Raw genomic sequence first — 16,131 nt, forward strand, 5'->3', positions numbered from 1 at the left:
TTTGTACATTTTTATTATGAGCGAGATTTGAAAAAATACACAAAAAAACCTCGCTTTGATGAAAGCGAGGTTAACACATTGTTATTCAGATACCGGTAGTACAGCACCGTCATATTTTTTGTCGATGAATTCTTTGATTTTATCAGAGTGAAGAACTTCCATTAATGTCTTGATCTTATCTGATTTTTCTTCACCTTTGCGAACCGCCACGATGTTTGCATATGGGTTGTTCTTTGTTTGCTCAAGTTCAATTGAATCTTTTTTCGGATTCAATTTATTTTGAATCGCATAGTTGACGTTAATAAACACAGCATCGCCTTCACTGTTTTCATAAGCTTTCGCTGTTAGTTCAGGAGCGATTTTTTTGAACTTTAGGTTCTTCGGGTTTTCTTTGATGTTCTTTACTGTTGCGTTGATTGTATCAACTTTAGGATCAATCTTAATGACACCAGCATTTTGCAATAGTGCAAGCATACGGCCTTGTTCAGCCACGTTGTTTGTCATGATGATCGTTCCGCCGTTTGGAATATCTTTTACTGATTTGTATTTCTTAGAGTAGATACCGAAAGGCTCAAGGTGAACCGCACCAGCACTAACTAGATTGTAATCTTTGTTTGATTTATTTTCTTCATTTAAGTAAGGGATATGTTGGAAAAAGTTTGCATCCACTTCTTTTTCAGCTAACGCTTTGTTGTACATTTTATAATCACTAAGTACTTTCACTTTTAGATCGTAGCCTTTTTCTTTTAGAAGTGGTTTTGCTTCTTCAAGAATTTCGGCATGTGGTGTTTTTGAAGCGGCAACCGTAATGGTTTTGCTATCACTTGCGTTATTAGATGAACCGCATGCAGCTAAGATGCCTGCAAATGCTAGAAATAGTGCACTTAAAATCAATTTCTTCATGAATAAATCCTCCCTTAACGTTTATCAATTTTATTTGTAATCAAATCACCGATTATTTGAATAATAAAGACGATGATGAGAATAAACACAGTAGCTACAAGTGTGACATCTGTATTACCAGATTGGTATCCTTCCACATAAGCAAGGTCACCAAGTCCGCCTGCTCCAATTGCACCTGCAATCGCAGTTGAGCCAATTAAAGCAATCGCTGTTACGGTAATACCTGAAATGAGGGCTGGCAATGATTCTGGCAGCAATACTTTGAAAATGATGGTCGACGTTTTCGCTCCCATTGACCGTGCTGCTTCAATGACTCCTTTGTCTACCTCACGCAGTGCAATTTCGACAAGACGTGCATAGAATGGAGCTGACCCAATGACAAGGGCAGGGAGTGCTGCATTTGGACCTAGAATTGTATGCATTAAGAATTTCGTGAACCCTAATAAAAGAATAATTAAGATGATAAAAGGAATCGATCTGAAAATGTTGACGACTGCACCGATGACAGCATTGATCGGTTTATTTTCCCAAAGACCGCCTTTTCCTGTAAGGAAGAGCAGGAGTCCTAGGATAATCCCGATTGCAAAAGCAAATGCCAATGAAATGAGTGTCATGTACACCGTTTCACCCGTTGCATTCCAAATCACATCTAGGTCAACGTTCGGAAACCATTTCTCAAACATGTGTCATCACCTCAATTTCAACCTGTTTACTTTGGATATAGGCGATGGCTTTTTCAACCTCGGTCTCTTCTCCATTAATATGGATAAAGAGTGTTCCAAACGCGCCTTCCTGCGTTTGAGAAATCTTTCCTTGAAGGATGTTTACATCGACCTTGAAGGATCGAATGATTTCAGTGATGAGCGGTTGCTCGGCAGAATCGCCAATAAAGGACAACCGTACGACCTGACCTTCTTTTACTCGCTCTAAGACGTGTTCGATTGTTTCTTTCGCTTCCTCTGGTTCAGCAAGCTGCTGTACAAATCGCTTCGTCATCTCTTCCTTCGGCTGTCTGAAGACGCGTAATACTTCGCCTTCTTCGACAATGCGTCCATTTTCCATGACCGCGACGCGATGACAAATTTTGCGAATGACGTGCATTTCGTGTGTGATGAGCACAATTGTCAGCCCTAAACGTTTATTGATATCCGCTAAAAGATCAAGGATAGAATCCGTTGTTTGCGGATCAAGCGCTGATGTTGCTTCGTCACAAAGAAGAACCTTTGGATCATTTGCTAATGCTCTCGCAATCCCCACACGCTGCTTTTGTCCGCCGCTAAGCTGAGACGGATACGCATTTTCTTTTCCTTCTAAACCGACTAATTTAATCAGTTCATTCGCACGCTCTCTCCGTTTCGATGTAGGTACACCTGCGATCTCAAGCGGGAACATAATATTTTGTCTCACTGTTCTTGACCAAAGTAGGTTAAAGTGCTGGAAAATCATGCTGATTTCTTGTCTTGCTTTCCGAAGTTTCGCATTCGATACTTCATTGATCCGGTTGCCTGCCACTTCAACAATTCCTTCTGTTGGCAGCTCCAGACCGTTTAATAGGCGAATAAGCGAGCTTTTTCCGGCACCGCTATACCCGATAATTCCGAATATTTCACCTTTATCAATATCTAAGTTGACGTCTTTTACTGCGTCAACATTTCCACTTTTTGAGTAGTACGTTTTTGATACATTCTGTAAATGGATCACAGTCTGCTCACCTGCTTTCTTGCTGAATCTATAGGTTGCCATCACATACGTTCATTTATTCTTCGTGCTGTCATGACTCTAGCCTGTTGCCAGATCAGTAAAAAAGACCTAACTGCAACGCAAGCAGAAAGGCCTTTTATTTCAAATACGCCTTTCTCTCATCTTTCAAAGCGTTGCGACTTTGAGTGAATTGGCACCAATTTCAGCTATGCTGACGGTTGCCGGGTTTCATAGGGCACGTCCCTCCACCTCTCTTAATAAGAGAAAATATGTTGTTTTATGTGATGTTCATGTTTTTACTAACGTAGAATATCATGCCACCCGAGATATGTCAACGCTGTAAATCGCTAATTTCCAAGTAAACGACTAAGTTATCATTTTTCGAAAAAAACCGTTCGTCAGCCAAAGTACCGCCTCTAGTCTTAGGAGCGCACGGAATGACCCTTTTACTTTCACTTGTCCCCTGCTAATTAACTGCTGTAAGGACATATCTCCATCTAATAATTGAAGTATTTCTTTTCTCTCACCATAAAAGATGAGATCCGATAACTCAATTGCAGGTAGTTTCTTCACTTCACCACGCTCATCCACAATCAATGTACAAGAGTCAGTTTCCGCCTCAAATGTAATCTTCAAGGATGATGATGAGAGCAGCGGTTTTAGCAATAATCGCTGCCCTGTGTTTCCATGGGTTTTCACTTTTTCCACATGTATAACCTCCCTGTCATTTGGTTATACATAACATTTCTCTACAAACATTCGCTTGTCCTTTATAAATAACTCGACAAATTTTCAGATGAATTGCTTGAAATATGACAAAAAACCGCTTTATTTAGCGGTTTCAATCATTTCATGAAGATATGGTACGGAGTGAAAGGCATAGCCTTTTTGCACCAGCTCACCTTTTTTAAACAGTAGAAAGCAAGGAACGCTTTCGATCTCAAAAGCCTTCGCAAAGCCTGGTGAGTAGTTTAAGTTATTTTCATAAAAAGGTACATCCGGCTGCATGGTGTCTACGACAGCCAGCATTTTCTTTGCCAGCTGACATGTTCCGCAAAACGGTGTATATAAGTATAAAAGAAATAAATCGTCCTTTATCTCCTTGAATTCGTGTTCTTCAATCTCTTTCATATACGTCCACCCTCATAAATATTTCGAATGAACATCAATGTTTGCAGCTAATAGGATAGATGCAATGTGGGCTGACGGTGAAGCGGCCACTTCGCGGTACGTTCTGTCGACAAAAAGATGAAATGCTTCAGGGAATTCTTTTCGAAATTGCTTCCGCAGTTTGTCGCCTGCATCGTCACTGTCTGCTAATATGTAAACGTCTTTCCCCAATAATTCGTCTACGAGCTGATCCAGCTTCGATGTACTGATCGTGCCATTGGTGCAAATGATGGTAACAGGTTCACTTATGACTTCTTTTAGCTTTTGTTTGTCTGTTTTACCTTCTACAATGATGACCTTTTCTACCTCTACATTCATCACGATCACCCGGCCCTTTTGACGTTGTTCACTTCTCCCTTAGATTACAATTTTTCATTCAGGTTGTAAAGATTGGGCGCTTGCACTAAAAAGACTGCAGCTTATGCTCACTGCAGCCTCATCTGTGATTAGCACCAGCCATTTTCATCATCACAGTCTACATATTTTTCTGTTCCGTGGGTCAATGTATCCGTCAGACGATAAAAACGATTTTGCTCATAGGAATAACCTGATTTTAACTCATATTGGTTTTCACTAATCATCGTGCCAATCTCTTCATTTTGATGATACAGCACCATGCCGCTTTCTTTGAATCGTCCAGTGACATGATCTGTTATATCCACATGTTCTTTTTGAAAAGACAAATTGGACACCCCCCCATAAAGGTAGAGTGTCCAATTTCACGTGAATTAGTCTTCTTTTGTCATTTCTTCATATTGCTCAGCAGTCATCAAGTTCTCAATTTCAGATGTATCAGCTGGCTCTACCACGATCATCCATGCTTTTTCGTATGGAGAGTCGTTGACGAATTCAGGGCTGTCATCCAGCTCATCGTTCACTTCGACGATTGTACCGTTGATCGGTGCGTAAAGCTCAGAAACTGTTTTCACTGATTCTACACTTCCGAAAGGCTCGTCCGCTGTAATTTTGTCTCCTACTTCAGGAAGCTCAACGAACACGATATCGCCTAGCTCAGATTGAGCAAAATGCGTAATACCGATACGCACCTTATCTCCTTCTACTTTGACCCATTCATGTTCTTCTGAATAACGTAAATCTTTTGGTGTGCTCATTCAATACCCCTCCAGTCTTTTCTTTCAATCTATATTGAAGATACCACAATCTGAATGAAAGTTACATCATTTCCAGACGCTTTTAAATGTATCTTCATTAAATCCAACTGTGACTCGTTTACCGTCTGTTGTAATCGGGCGCTTGATCAGCATTCCGTTAGATGCGAGTAATTCTAGCTGCTCGCCTTCTGACATTGCAGGAAGTTGATCTTTCAGCTGTAGCTCTCGGTATTTCTGTCCGCTTGTATTAAAGAACTTCTTCAGCTCTAAGCCACTTTTTTCGTAAAGCGCTTTTAATGTTTCTTTATCAGGCGTCTCTTCGACGATATGTATGCTGTTGATATCTTTATTGTGTTCTTCCAGCCATTTTTTTGCTTTTCGGCATGTACCGCAAGATGGGTATTCATAAAAATCTAAAGCCACTATTTTCACCTCCTGCAAGTAGTGAGAACATTTTATCACAAAATATTTTAAAAACCTAAATGTATGCTTACAAAAAGGTGCGGAGTGATACCCGCACCTTTTCAGCCGTCTTATACGATATATTTCTCTGCTTCAAAGATTCGTTTCGCCACTTCGCGCTTTTTGGCGATGACATTGATCGGGGTGAATCTTGTCAGTTTGCGAAGAGCTGACAGACTCATGCGGAGTGCATCTCCTTCTTCCATCGCGATCAAGGATTCTTTTGCATGAGCTTCAATTTTTAAGAAGGCTTCCTGCGTGAAAATTTGTGTGTAAGCAAGCTTTTGAGTATTCTTATCTAGCCCTGATGCAGCGATTGCCTTTTCAGTACGCAGAATCGCCGATTCAGCAGCAAAAATTTCATTGACGATATCCGCTATGTTCACAAGAATCTCTTGCTCTTTGTCTAATGCTTTTCCATACTTCATCGCCGCCATTCCAGATACCATTAAGGCGATCTTTTTCGCATGGGCGAGCAAGTATTTTTCTTGATCGAGCGGCTGATCACCTGGCTCTTCCGGCATCATCATCATGAGCTCTTCCTGTAAGGTTTGCGCCTTTTGAAGCAGCGGAAGCTCTCCCTTCATCGCTTTCTTCAAGAATGTGCCTGGTACAAGCAGACGGTTGATTTCGTTAGTCCCTTCAAAAATACGGTTAATCCGCGAGTCACGATAGGCTCTTTCGACCTCGTATTCTTGCATGAATCCATATCCGCCGTGAATCTGCACGCCCTCATCCGCTATATAGTCTAAAGTTTCAGAGCCAAGTACTTTACAAAGAGAGCATTCAATCGCATATTCTGCAATGGACTGGGCAATTTGTTTGCCATCCTTTTGCTCTTCTTCACTTAATAGACCCATGCGCTGTTCAAATAATCCGACTGTGCGGTAAACAGCACTTTCCATCGCATAGAGCTTTGCCGACATGTTGGCTACTTTTTCACCAATTAAGCTAAATCGAGAAATTGGCGTTTGGAATTGCTTACGTTGGTTTGCATATTCTGCCGATAATTGAATGACACGTTTTGACGCACCAACTGTTCCGACAGCCAGCTTGTAGCGTCCGATATTCAAAATGTTAAAGGCAATGACATGACCTCTGCCAGCCTCACCTAGTAAATTCTCCTTCGGCACTTGAGCATCTTCGAGAATTAACGTTCTTGTCGATGAACCTTTAATGCCCATCTTTTTCTCTTCAGGTCCCGTTTTGACACCTGGAAAATCCTTTTCTACGATAAAAGCAGAGAAGTGTTCACCATCAATTTTCGCATATACGACAAAGACGTCGGCAAATGCGGAGTTTGTGATCCACTGTTTTTCCCCATTCAGCACATAATGAGTTCCGGCTTCATTTAAGACCGCAGTTGTCTTTGCTCCAAGGGCGTCAGAGCCTGATCCTGGCTCAGTGAGGGCGTACGCTGCAATTGTTTCTCCAGAAGCGAGTCCAGGAAGATATGTTTCCTTTTGCGCTTGATTTCCAAACAGCACGATTGGCAGAGACCCAATGCCGACATGGGCGCCATAGGAAAGCGAGAAGCTCCCTGCTCTGGAAAATTTCTCGGTAATAATGGCTGAACTGATTTTATCTAATCCGAGCCCGCCGAATTCTTCAGGCACGTCAGCTCCTAGCAGCCCAAGCTCTCCAGCCTTTTTGAGAAGCCTGACAGAATGCTCAAATTCATGGTTTTCAATTTGATCTATATATGGAACAACGTCTTGTAAAATATAATCCTCTGTTGTCTTTCCAATCATTTGATGCTCATCAGAGAAATCCTCTGGTGTAAAGATATGCTCATAATTCGTCTCATCAATTAAGAAGCTTCCACCCTTTTTTACCTCTTCCATTGCTTTCATTCTGTTTTCCCCCTTTAGATCAATTCAAAAATTCCTGCTGCTCCCATGCCCCCGCCGATACACATTGTGACGATGCCAAATTGCTCGTTTCGCCGCTTCATTTCATGAATGAGTGACAGTGTCAGTTTTGTTCCTGTACAGCCGAGCGGATGTCCTAGCGCGATTGCCCCGCCATTGACATTCACTTTCTCTTCATCAATCCCTAAATGACGAATAACTTGAATGGCCTGAGAGGCAAACGCTTCGTTTAATTCAAACAGCCCGATATCCTTCAGCTCAAGTCCAGCGATTTTCAGCGCACGCGGAATGGCTTCAATTGGACCGATTCCCATCACCTCAGGCGGTACACCGCCAACAGCAAACGCCCGAAACTTGGCGAGCGGCTGAAGGGAAAGTGAGGATGCTTTCTCACGATCCATCATCATCACACACGCAGCACCGTCACTTGTTTGTGAAGAGTTTCCTGCGGTCACCGTGCCTTTTGTCGAGAAAGCCGGACGCAAAGTAGAAAGAATCTCTTCCGTTGTCCCTGCTCTCACGCCTTCATCCTGTGAAAACTTAAATTGATGTTCTTCTAATTGATATTGCTCCCCTACCCGCCGCTCTGTTACATCAACGGAGACAATTTCATCTGAAAATTTTCCTTCCTGTAATGCTTTGGCTGCCTTTTGATGACTTCTTACCGCAAAGGCGTCCTGATCTTGACGTGTGACCTGATACTTTTGCGCCACCTGCTCTGCCGTGTGCCCCATGCTCATATAGTATTCAGGCGCTTGTTCTGCCAATTGAGCATTCGGACGAATGGAATGACCCATCATCGGCACCTGTGACATCGATTCGACTCCTCCAGCTAAGATCGTTTCTGCCTGACCGAGCATAATCCGCTCACCTGCATAAGCGATTGACTGAAGACCAGATGAGCAGTAGCGGTTGATGGTGATGGCAGGTACTGTATACGGAAGTCCTGCTAACGCCCCAATATTCCGAGCCACATTTAACCCCTGCTCTGCTTCTGGTGTTGCACATCCGATGATCAAATCATCTATCTGTCCGTCGTAATCACCAGCACGCTTTAATGTTTCTTTTACACACAACGCGCCCATATCGTCAGGTCGAACATGTTTTAACGATCCTTTTTTCGCCTTCCCTACTGGTGTTCTCGCGCCAGCGACAATGACTGCTTCTCTCATTTTGACTCCCCCTTAGTTACGTAAAGGTTTTCCTTTGACGAGCATGTGCTGCATGCGTGCTTGTGATTTCACTTCTCCTACAAGACTTAAAAAGGCTTCCCTTTCAAGCTCTAATAAGTATTGCTCCTCTACCTCTGTTCCAAATGGCAGTTTCCCGCCGGAAATAACATGAGCTAATTTTTTAACTATGGTCATGTCATGCTCTGAAATGTATCCAGACAGTCTCATATTTTCAGCAGCCAATATCATCGCTGCATAGCCTGTTTCTCCCATGACGGGCACCTTTTGCGTAAGCGGCGCACGATAACCCGATTCATCAAGAGAGAGCACGAGTTGTTTCGCATCATAGATCAGGTGGTCTCCGTTCATGCTGATTCGGTCACTCGCGCGCAGCATGTTCATATCCCGCGCTTCCTCTGCCGAAGTGGATACTTTCGCCATTGCAATTGTTTCAAATGTTTTCATCGTGGCGTCTTGTATAGCGGTCTGCGATGGCTTCGCTGATCCTTGCAGATGGCGAAGGTATAATTCTTTGTTTCCACCGCCGCCTGGAATCAGTCCAACTCCCGCTTCGACAAGACCCATGTATGCTTCACTCGACGCCTGAATAGCTGCTGCCGGCAGACAAACCTCTGTTCCGCCTCCAAGTGTCATACCAAACGGAGCAGCAACGACTGGACGGTCGCTATATTTCACCTTCATCATTGCCTGCTGGAAGCGGCGGATCACAAAGTCAATTTCAAAGAAATTATCGTCCTGAGCCTCCATTAAAATGAGAGCAAGGTTGGCACCAACACAGAAGTTCTTCCCTTGGTTTCCGATGACAAGCCCTCTATAACTCTGTTCCACCTCATCGACAGCGCGATTGATCATGTCAATGACATCTAGTCCAATGGCATTGCTTTTGGAGTGAAATTCGAGCAAGGCGACATCATCACCGATATCAATCAAGCTCGCACCAGCATTTTTGAAAATCACGCCGTTCTTCTTTTTCAATTTCGCTAAGGAAATATTCTTGTCGTTTCCTTTTTCCTGTTCGTAAGCCCCATTGTGATAAAACGCACGCTCTCCATCAGCATTTTCTTGATAGAATGTGTCGTGTCCTTCTGACAGCATGTCTTGCACCCACTGCGGGATGCTGTGACCTTCTGCTTCCATGCGCTCGACTGCTTTTTTCACACCAATTGCATCCCATAGCTCAAATGGACCGTGCTGCCAGCCAAATCCCCATTTCATTGCGTTATCGATGGACTGAATATCATCCGCAATTTCGCCTGTTAACTGAGCTGAGTAAAGGAGCACAGGTGCCGTCATGTTCCAGAGCAATTGTCCTGCACGACCATCTTGATAAATAAGCGCTTTCAATTTCGCTTTCGTTCCCTTTTGCTGCTTCGCCATCTCAATGCCTGGATCTTTCAGCTTCGTTCGTTCTCCGTATGTGAGCGTCACAGGGTCAAGTTCTAAAATGGTCTTCCCATTTTTTTGATAAAATCCTTGCCCTGCCTTGCTGCCAATCCATCCCTTTTCAAGCATTCTTTCAATAAACTCAGGCAGCTGGAAAATATCTTTTTCCTTTCCTTCTACTTGGTCATATACGTTGCGGGCTACATGGAAAAACGTGTCGATCCCTACGACATCAAGTGTACGGAAGGTCGCACTTTTCGGTCTTCCAATGAGGGGTCCTGTGACCGAATCCACCTCTCCGATGGTGTATTTGTTTTCAAGCATTTCACGCACTGTCACAAGGAGTCCATAAGTACCAATACGATTGGAAATAAAATTCGGCGTATCTTTCGCTTCAACGACGCCTTTACCAAGTACATCCTCGCCAAACGTTTTCATAAATTGGAGTACTTCTGGATCTGTTTCTTGAATAGGAATGATTTCTAAAAGCTTTAAATAACGAGCTGGGTTAAAAAAATGTGTACCTAAAAAGTGGCGTTTAAAATCCTCTGATCGGCCTTCTGCCATTTTTTCAACCGAAATTCCGGATGTATTACTTGATACGATACTGCCTTCTTTGCGGTGTTCGTCGATGAGAGAGAATACGTGCTTTTTGATGCTGAGCTTTTCAGTAACGACTTCAATAATCCAGTCAGCGTCATGTAATAAGGAAAGGTGGTCTGTGAGATTTCCCGGTGTGATGTATGATAGGTTTTTTGCTGAAGTAAGAGGTGCTGGCTTTTGCTTTAATAATTTTTTCATCGCTTCTTGACTTAATCTATTCCGAACACTAGGGTGATCAAGCGTTCGCTTTTTTGCCGTTTCTTCCTTTGTCAGTTCGTTTGGCACAATATCTAGCAATGTGACTGGTATCCCGATATTGGCTAGATGCGCAGCAATGCCTGAGCCCATGACACCTGAACCAATGACAGCTGCCTTGCGAATATGTTTGCCCATAAATATCCCCCTAAACATTTTGAATGAACAGTCATTCATTTTTTGTGCAAAAAAAAGCAATGCCTCTTTCTTTATCTTAAAAGATTTTCCGAAACAGTTCAAGAGCGGATTTCAAAATTTTACACATTCTCATGTGCCTTATTTTACGGCGTATGAATTAAAGAGGAGAGGGCATTGTAAGAATGGAGGTGATGTCCACATGTCTCGTTTGAAGAAAAATCCATCGAAAGCAGGCGTAAGTGCTGCAAGTGTAAAAGGAAACGCAGGTCCATCACAGGAAGCAGACCTAGGCGGAAAAAAGACCAGTCAAAATCAGCAATATAAAAAGAATCAGTAAGGAAACAAAATTGTAAGGAGGAACACACCTTGAACAATCAGCAAATGAATATGCCCCCGCAAGTCATTTCAGTAAAGGATTCCTTGTACTTAGAGGATATGCTGAATTGGAACTTGATCGCTATGAAAAAGGCTCACTTTATGGCCGAGCATTGCCAGGACCAAACATTGAAACAAGAATTAAACCAAGTGGGCCAAATGCACCATCAGCATTACACACAAATTCTTCAGCATTTAGGCAGCTCAGGGCAAGGCCAGTCTACTGGCTTTATGCAATAGGAGGAAAAAAACATGGAACAACAAAACCAACAAAAAATCGGGAATCCTCAAACTCCGGTTCCCACGACAACAAACATGAATGATCGTGATTTTATCACAGATCTGCTGTCGACTGAGAAATATATGACAAGCGGATACAACACAGCGCTCAATGAATTCAGTCATGAATCTCTTTATCAGGATATTCAGCGAATTGCGCTAGAAACTCAGAAAACACAAAGACATTTATATGATGTCATGTTCCAATACGGCTGGTATTCTGTTGAAGCCGCTGAACAGCAAAAGCTCCAGCAGGCGCACCAGAAATTTCAGCAAACACTGACAGAACAATCTCCATACGGACCATCACAGATGTCATAAAGAAAAACTGCCAGTATGTAGCTGGCAGTTTTTTTAACGATCTTGATTCGCTCGATGAGCTTCGTTCATTTGTTTGATTCGCTGAATGGTTTCTTTGATTTCTTCCTTAGCCTCTGGATACGATTCATTAAAATGCTTTGCTAGAGGCGGCATGCTTTTTGCGATATGAGAGTAGATCACCCATTGTTTCACATCTTGTTTCAGTGCGTCTGTTGATTCGCCAAGCAGTAGCTCAGTATATTTCTCAAGCAAGCCTTCCAGCTTTTCATCTAGTTCATTTCCCATTGATCTTCCGCTCCTTTTTTCAGAAAAAAGCCTGACTCTGTACGTAACAGATGTCAGGCTTTTGACATATGATTATCTTGCAGCGAGAAATGTCTCCGCTTGCGCTTGCTGCACAATACAGCGTCCTCTTCCATGCGGAATACATAATGGAGTTCCGAATAAAGGATCTGTTGTCACTTGGCAGTTCATATCGAAAACATTTTTCACAAGATCACAATTAATGACCGTTTCTGGTCTTCCTTCTGCATAAATCGTCTTGTCTTTAATCGCTACAAGGTGATGAGCATATCTACATGCGAGATTCAGGTCATGAAGTACCATGACGATCGTGCGCTGCTCTTTTTCATTTAAGTCAAACAGAAGGTCGAGAATTTCAATTTGATGCGTCATATCTAAATACGTCGTCGGCTCATCTAACAAAATGATATCCGTCTCCTGCGCTAACGTCATCGCAATCCATGCACGCTGCCTTTGTCCACCTGATAATGAATCGACCGTTCGATCAGCGAGGTCTTCCATCTTTGTTGACTTCAGTGCACGATTCACTGCTTCTTCGTCTTGCTTTGACCACTGCTTCAGCCAATTTTGATAAGGATATCTGCCTTGCTTCACTAGCTGATGCACGGTTAATCCTTCTGGCGCTTCTGGTCCTTGCGGAAGAATAGCGAGCTGTTTCGCTACTTCCTTTGTTGGTAATTTGGCAATGGAATGACCTTCAAGCAGGACAGACCCACCCATTGGCTTCATGAGACGGGCCAAAGAGCGAAGTAGCGTGGATTTACCGCATCCATTGCTGCCAATAAATACTGTGATTTCACCCTTAGGGATTGATACATTTAGTTCATCTATGATCATTGTTTCTCCGTAGCCTAAGCTTAAACCTTCAGTAGAAATGGCACTCATTCCGCTCAAACGCTCCTTTTCTCATGCAAATTTTTTATATGAAATATCGTCTATATATAGACGCAAAAGATCACTTATCTCAATTTAGTGTATCAGATTTAAGTGATTTTGAAAATCATTTTCAATTAAAAAATGAGAAAGTTCCGTTTTACTTCTTCTTTTGGAATGTACGTTTGGTCCCATCTTCAAGCTTCATATCGACCTGAATTCGCTGATAATCATCGTCTAAATTAAAAGCAGCTAATAGCTCATTGACATACGTTTCATTGATCTTCGCACTAGGAATCGACATATCATTTAGCTTCATCTTCATCTCGCGTAAAGCTTCTTCACCTTCATAGCGGACACCGTTCATATGATCACGAATCAGTGCTTCTTCTTTTCCTTTCGCCTGACGATAGGTGGCTTCGTATAATTCGCTTTTCTGCCCGTATTGAACATGCAGGTGGAGATGCTCAAATGGAAGTTCCTTCATTTGAATCGCTGAGAGACTCTCTGCTTCTGCTTCCTTTGTTTGCTGGAGCGGCTCAATCGATTGGCAGCCAGACAGCATAAAAAGCAGCACTCCTATTTGTCCCGCCTTCTTCCAACACATCATGCGCTTCCTCCTATTTCTTATCATCGCTTTTTATTCTTCTCCATCCTTCTTTTCGTTATTCAATAAAAGAGCGGTCTATGGTAAATTGAAACAAAAAGGAGGTACGAGATGATGAAAAGGACAGCCATTGTAACTGGTGCCAATAGCGGCTTTGGCAAGCTCATCACGACTGGTCTCGCCAAGCAAGGCTATACAGTGATTGCAGGTGTCAGGCAGGAAGCCAATGCGAAAAAGCTTGCTGAAGAAATCGAGCAAGCCTCGTTAGCCGAAGCGATACATATTGAAGCATTAGATGTGACAGACACGCAGTCAATTCAAGCATTTCAGAAAAAGTTGCATACTTACGCCCCCATTACCTTGCTTGTCAACAATGCTGGAACAGCCTATGCGGGTTTTGCTGAAGAGGTTCCTGTTGACACGTACCGCCAGCAATTTGATGTCAATGTTTTCGGAGTCATGGAAGTGACACAAGCCGTCCTTCCGCTGATGACAAATGGTGCAAAGATATTCAATATGAGCAGCATCAGCGGATTAATGGGAATGCCCGCACTTTCTCCTTATGTATCCTCCAAGTTTGCTTTAGAGGGCTACACAGAGAGCTTGCGCATTGAACTGGCATCGTTCGGTATACAGGCAGCCTTGATCGAGCCAGGCTCTTTCCAAACGAATATTTGGAACACGTCTATGAACGAGCACATGTTGCAGCCAGAGGAAGGCTCGAAATACATTCACCTCTATCAAAAAATGATGGCCCATATCAATGCCCAGAAATCAAACTACGGGGACCCGCGTGAAGTCGCAGAGCTTGTGATTCGATTAGCCGAGAAGAAGCGGCTGAAAAAGCTGAGATATCCGATTGGGAAAGGAGTGCGGCTTTCATTCACAGCAAAGCAGCTCCTGCCTTGGAGCATGTGGGAAAAGATCATATTACGTACACTCTCTTCAAAAAAATAAGCATAAAAAAACAGGTAGACCTTTAACGTCCACCTGTTTTTTTCATTTATTCAGTTTCAGACTGTCCAAGGGTAATGTCTAGGTTCTTGTTTTTCCCTTCACGAATAACAGTCATTGTCGTTTTATCGCCGACTTTTGTTTCTTTGTACAAAATTTCTTTCAGCTGAGAGCTGTTCGCCACGTTTTTCCCTTTAAACTTGATGATGACATCTCCAGACTTCAAGCCTGCTTTTTGTGCAGGTGATCCTTTTGATACATCCTTTACGTAAATCCCTTTGCCGATTTGTTTATCAAATAGGCCGAGCGTATTTTCTTGATACGTTTCAGGCACTTGCTCAAGGTCAATCATTTGTACGCCAAGATAAGGACGTTCAACCTTTCCGTTTTTCAACAGCTCATCTACAATCGGTTTGACATCGTTACTTGGAATCGCAAAGCCGAGTGATTCCACACCGCTTTCGCTAATTTTTAAGCTATTGATACCAATGACTTGACCATCTGTATTGATAAGCGGTCCACCGCTGTTTCCTGGATTGATCGCTGCATCTGTTTGCAGTACATTCATTTCCACCGTACCAGATGATGTGTTCGCTTCAACTGTACGATCAAGACCACTAATAATCCCTTCTGTCACAGTACCAGAGAACTGGGCACCAAGCGGGTTCCCAATTGCAATCACTTTGTCTCCAGCACGGAGCTTAGAAGAATCACCAAAGCTCGCCACTTTATCAATGCCGTCTGCATTGATTTCGACAACAGCTAAATCTGTCATCACGTCACTGCCGACAAGCTTCGCGTCTTTTGTTTTTCCGTCATAAAGTGTGACCTTCAATTTATTGGCACCCTCGACTACGTGGTTATTTGTAATAATGTACGCTTTTTTGCCATCTTTTTTAAAGATGACACCAGAACCCGTTCCAGCTTCAGCTTCTGTTGAATCACCGCTAAGGCCAAACGAATTTTGGGTAGATTGGTAGTTTGAGACTCCCACAATGGTTGGCTCTAAATCTTCTACCATATCAGAGACATTCGTGGCATTGGTGATTTGTTTTGTTGAGAAATTTTCAGAGGCTGCCGGTTCACTTGACGCTGTTTGCGTTTGAGTGTTTGCTGCTGTGTTCTGTGACTGCGGCAAAAGCGGTGTAATGCCAAGCACAAGGCCTCCGCCAATAATTCCTCCAAGGATCGGACTGAGCCATGCTGCTTTCCGCTTTTTCTCCTTTTTCGACACACGGTCATCCTCCATTTGAGGAGAATGGTTTGTCACACTCTCCTGAGTGGCAGAAGCTTCGTTTTCATGAGGTTGAAAAACGAGTTCCTTTTCTTTTTCAGGTTCGTCTATTTGTTTCTCATTCTCTTGATGTACATCTTCTTGTTGATTCAACTTCTTCTCTTCATCTTCTCTTCGGAAATCCATCGCTTACACTCCTTTACATCATGTTCATGACCTGCTTGATTCATATGTGTAGATCGGACTCATGTCCTCTTAATGGCAACATCATTGAAGATACTACATGACAATATGTCAAATTATATAATACTTATTCATAGAAAAAAAGCAAGGTGCGCACATTCGTGAAAAGCACCTATTGATCTGCCTTTTGTCTATGCCCTTTTTTCCCTTG

At 42.8% G+C, this 16,131-nt stretch carries 20 protein-coding genes and 1 riboswitch; of the genes, 4 read left to right on the top strand and 16 right to left on the bottom strand.

Translation table 11 applies throughout. The features are described 5' to 3' along the window. Positions 1–81: 81 nt before the first annotated feature. The 12 genes from metQ to CKW02_RS16230 form a co-directional block, all read right to left on the bottom strand. A complete protein-coding gene (gene metQ, locus CKW02_RS16175) occupies positions 82–903 on the bottom strand; it encodes a methionine ABC transporter substrate-binding lipoprotein MetQ (protein ID WP_003212678.1) in 822 nt (273 codons plus the stop codon). 14 nt (positions 904–917) lie between these two features. After that, a complete protein-coding gene (locus tag CKW02_RS16180; RefSeq protein ID WP_003213651.1) occupies positions 918–1,586 on the bottom strand; it encodes a methionine ABC transporter permease in 669 nt (222 codons plus the stop codon). Further along, positions 1,579–2,604 (bottom strand): methionine ABC transporter ATP-binding protein, encoded by a 1,026-nt coding sequence (locus CKW02_RS16185; RefSeq protein WP_003213439.1) that lies wholly within the window; start codon positions 2,602–2,604, stop codon positions 1,579–1,581. Before CKW02_RS16185 ends, CKW02_RS16180 begins: the two co-directional genes overlap by 8 nt. 155 nt (positions 2,605–2,759) lie before the next feature. Next, positions 2,760–2,868, bottom strand: a riboswitch (SAM riboswitch). A 102-nt stretch (positions 2,869–2,970) separates the two neighbouring features. Beyond that, positions 2,971–3,312 (bottom strand): SCP2 sterol-binding domain-containing protein, encoded by a 342-nt coding sequence (locus tag CKW02_RS16190; RefSeq protein ID WP_003212918.1) that lies wholly within the window; start codon positions 3,310–3,312, stop codon positions 2,971–2,973. 120 nt (positions 3,313–3,432) lie between these two features. After that, positions 3,433–3,735, bottom strand: coding sequence for a thioredoxin family protein (locus CKW02_RS16195; RefSeq protein WP_003213095.1), 303 nt, complete (start codon positions 3,733–3,735; stop codon positions 3,433–3,435). A gap of 12 nt (positions 3,736–3,747) precedes the next feature. Beyond that, positions 3,748–4,092 (bottom strand): toprim domain-containing protein, encoded by a 345-nt coding sequence (locus tag CKW02_RS16200; protein ID WP_003213068.1) that lies wholly within the window; start codon positions 4,090–4,092, stop codon positions 3,748–3,750. Positions 4,093–4,220: 128 nt separating this feature from the next. Then, complete coding sequence (locus tag CKW02_RS16205; protein ID WP_003212882.1) at positions 4,221–4,457, bottom strand: YusG family protein; 237 nt, start codon at positions 4,455–4,457, stop codon at positions 4,221–4,223. 45 nt (positions 4,458–4,502) lie between these two features. After that, entirely contained in the window at positions 4,503–4,886 is a 384-nt protein-coding gene (gcvH, locus tag CKW02_RS16210; RefSeq protein ID WP_003213614.1) for a glycine cleavage system protein GcvH, read from the bottom strand. A 66-nt stretch (positions 4,887–4,952) separates the two neighbouring features. After that, positions 4,953–5,309 carry an arsenate reductase family protein gene (locus CKW02_RS16215; RefSeq protein ID WP_003213086.1) on the bottom strand — a complete coding sequence of 119 codons (357 nt, stop codon included), beginning with the start codon at positions 5,307–5,309 and terminating at the stop codon, positions 4,953–4,955. Positions 5,310–5,419: 110 nt separating this feature from the next. Beyond that, positions 5,420–7,201 (bottom strand): acyl-CoA dehydrogenase FadE, encoded by a 1,782-nt coding sequence (locus CKW02_RS16220; protein WP_003213312.1) that lies wholly within the window; start codon positions 7,199–7,201, stop codon positions 5,420–5,422. Between the two features lie 14 nt (positions 7,202–7,215). After that, a complete protein-coding gene (locus CKW02_RS16225; protein ID WP_003213349.1) occupies positions 7,216–8,391 on the bottom strand; it encodes an acetyl-CoA C-acetyltransferase in 1,176 nt (391 codons plus the stop codon). Positions 8,392–8,403: 12 nt separating this feature from the next. Beyond that, positions 8,404–10,791, bottom strand: coding sequence for a 3-hydroxyacyl-CoA dehydrogenase/enoyl-CoA hydratase family protein (locus tag CKW02_RS16230; protein WP_003213084.1), 2,388 nt, complete (start codon positions 10,789–10,791; stop codon positions 8,404–8,406). Between the two features lie 199 nt (positions 10,792–10,990). Here CKW02_RS16230 and CKW02_RS16235 point away from each other — a divergent pair, with 199 nt between their 5' ends. The 3 genes from CKW02_RS16235 to CKW02_RS16245 are packed head-to-tail and all read left to right on the top strand — an operon-like array spanning position 10,991 to position 11,766. After that, complete coding sequence (locus CKW02_RS16235; RefSeq protein ID WP_003212904.1) at positions 10,991–11,128, top strand: YuzL family protein; 138 nt, start codon at positions 10,991–10,993, stop codon at positions 11,126–11,128. Positions 11,129–11,172: 44 nt separating this feature from the next. Next, entirely contained in the window at positions 11,173–11,406 is a 234-nt protein-coding gene (locus CKW02_RS16240) for a hypothetical protein (RefSeq protein WP_223250686.1), read from the top strand. Between the two features lie 12 nt (positions 11,407–11,418). Further along, complete coding sequence (locus CKW02_RS16245) at positions 11,419–11,766, top strand: spore coat protein (RefSeq protein ID WP_003213219.1); 348 nt, start codon at positions 11,419–11,421, stop codon at positions 11,764–11,766. Between the two features lie 33 nt (positions 11,767–11,799). Here the strand turns inward: CKW02_RS16245 and CKW02_RS16250 are convergent, their stop codons facing one another. From CKW02_RS16250 to CKW02_RS16260, 3 genes are all read right to left on the bottom strand, one after another. Then, a complete protein-coding gene (locus CKW02_RS16250) occupies positions 11,800–12,051 on the bottom strand; it encodes a YusU family protein (RefSeq protein ID WP_003213733.1) in 252 nt (83 codons plus the stop codon). A gap of 72 nt (positions 12,052–12,123) precedes the next feature. Then, complete coding sequence (locus CKW02_RS16255; protein ID WP_003213584.1) at positions 12,124–12,954, bottom strand: ABC transporter ATP-binding protein; 831 nt, start codon at positions 12,952–12,954, stop codon at positions 12,124–12,126. 148 nt (positions 12,955–13,102) lie between these two features. Then, on the bottom strand, positions 13,103–13,549 hold the full coding sequence (locus tag CKW02_RS16260) for a YusW family protein (protein WP_189282639.1): 447 nt from the start codon (positions 13,547–13,549) through the stop codon (positions 13,103–13,105). Positions 13,550–13,660: 111 nt separating this feature from the next. On the opposite strand from CKW02_RS16260, the gene CKW02_RS16265 reads away from it, so the two are divergent. Beyond that, positions 13,661–14,506 carry an oxidoreductase gene (locus tag CKW02_RS16265; RefSeq protein ID WP_003213363.1) on the top strand — a complete coding sequence of 282 codons (846 nt, stop codon included), beginning with the start codon at positions 13,661–13,663 and terminating at the stop codon, positions 14,504–14,506. Positions 14,507–14,552: 46 nt separating this feature from the next. Here the strand turns inward: CKW02_RS16265 and CKW02_RS16270 are convergent, their stop codons facing one another. Continuing rightward, complete coding sequence (locus CKW02_RS16270; RefSeq protein ID WP_003213179.1) at positions 14,553–15,923, bottom strand: S1C family serine protease; 1,371 nt, start codon at positions 15,921–15,923, stop codon at positions 14,553–14,555. Between the last annotated feature and the right edge of the window lie 208 nt (positions 15,924–16,131).

Origin of the sequence: Bacillus pumilus (assembly GCF_900186955.1) — a bacterium.
Taxonomy (GTDB): Bacteria; Bacillota; Bacilli; order Bacillales; family Bacillaceae; genus Bacillus; species Bacillus pumilus.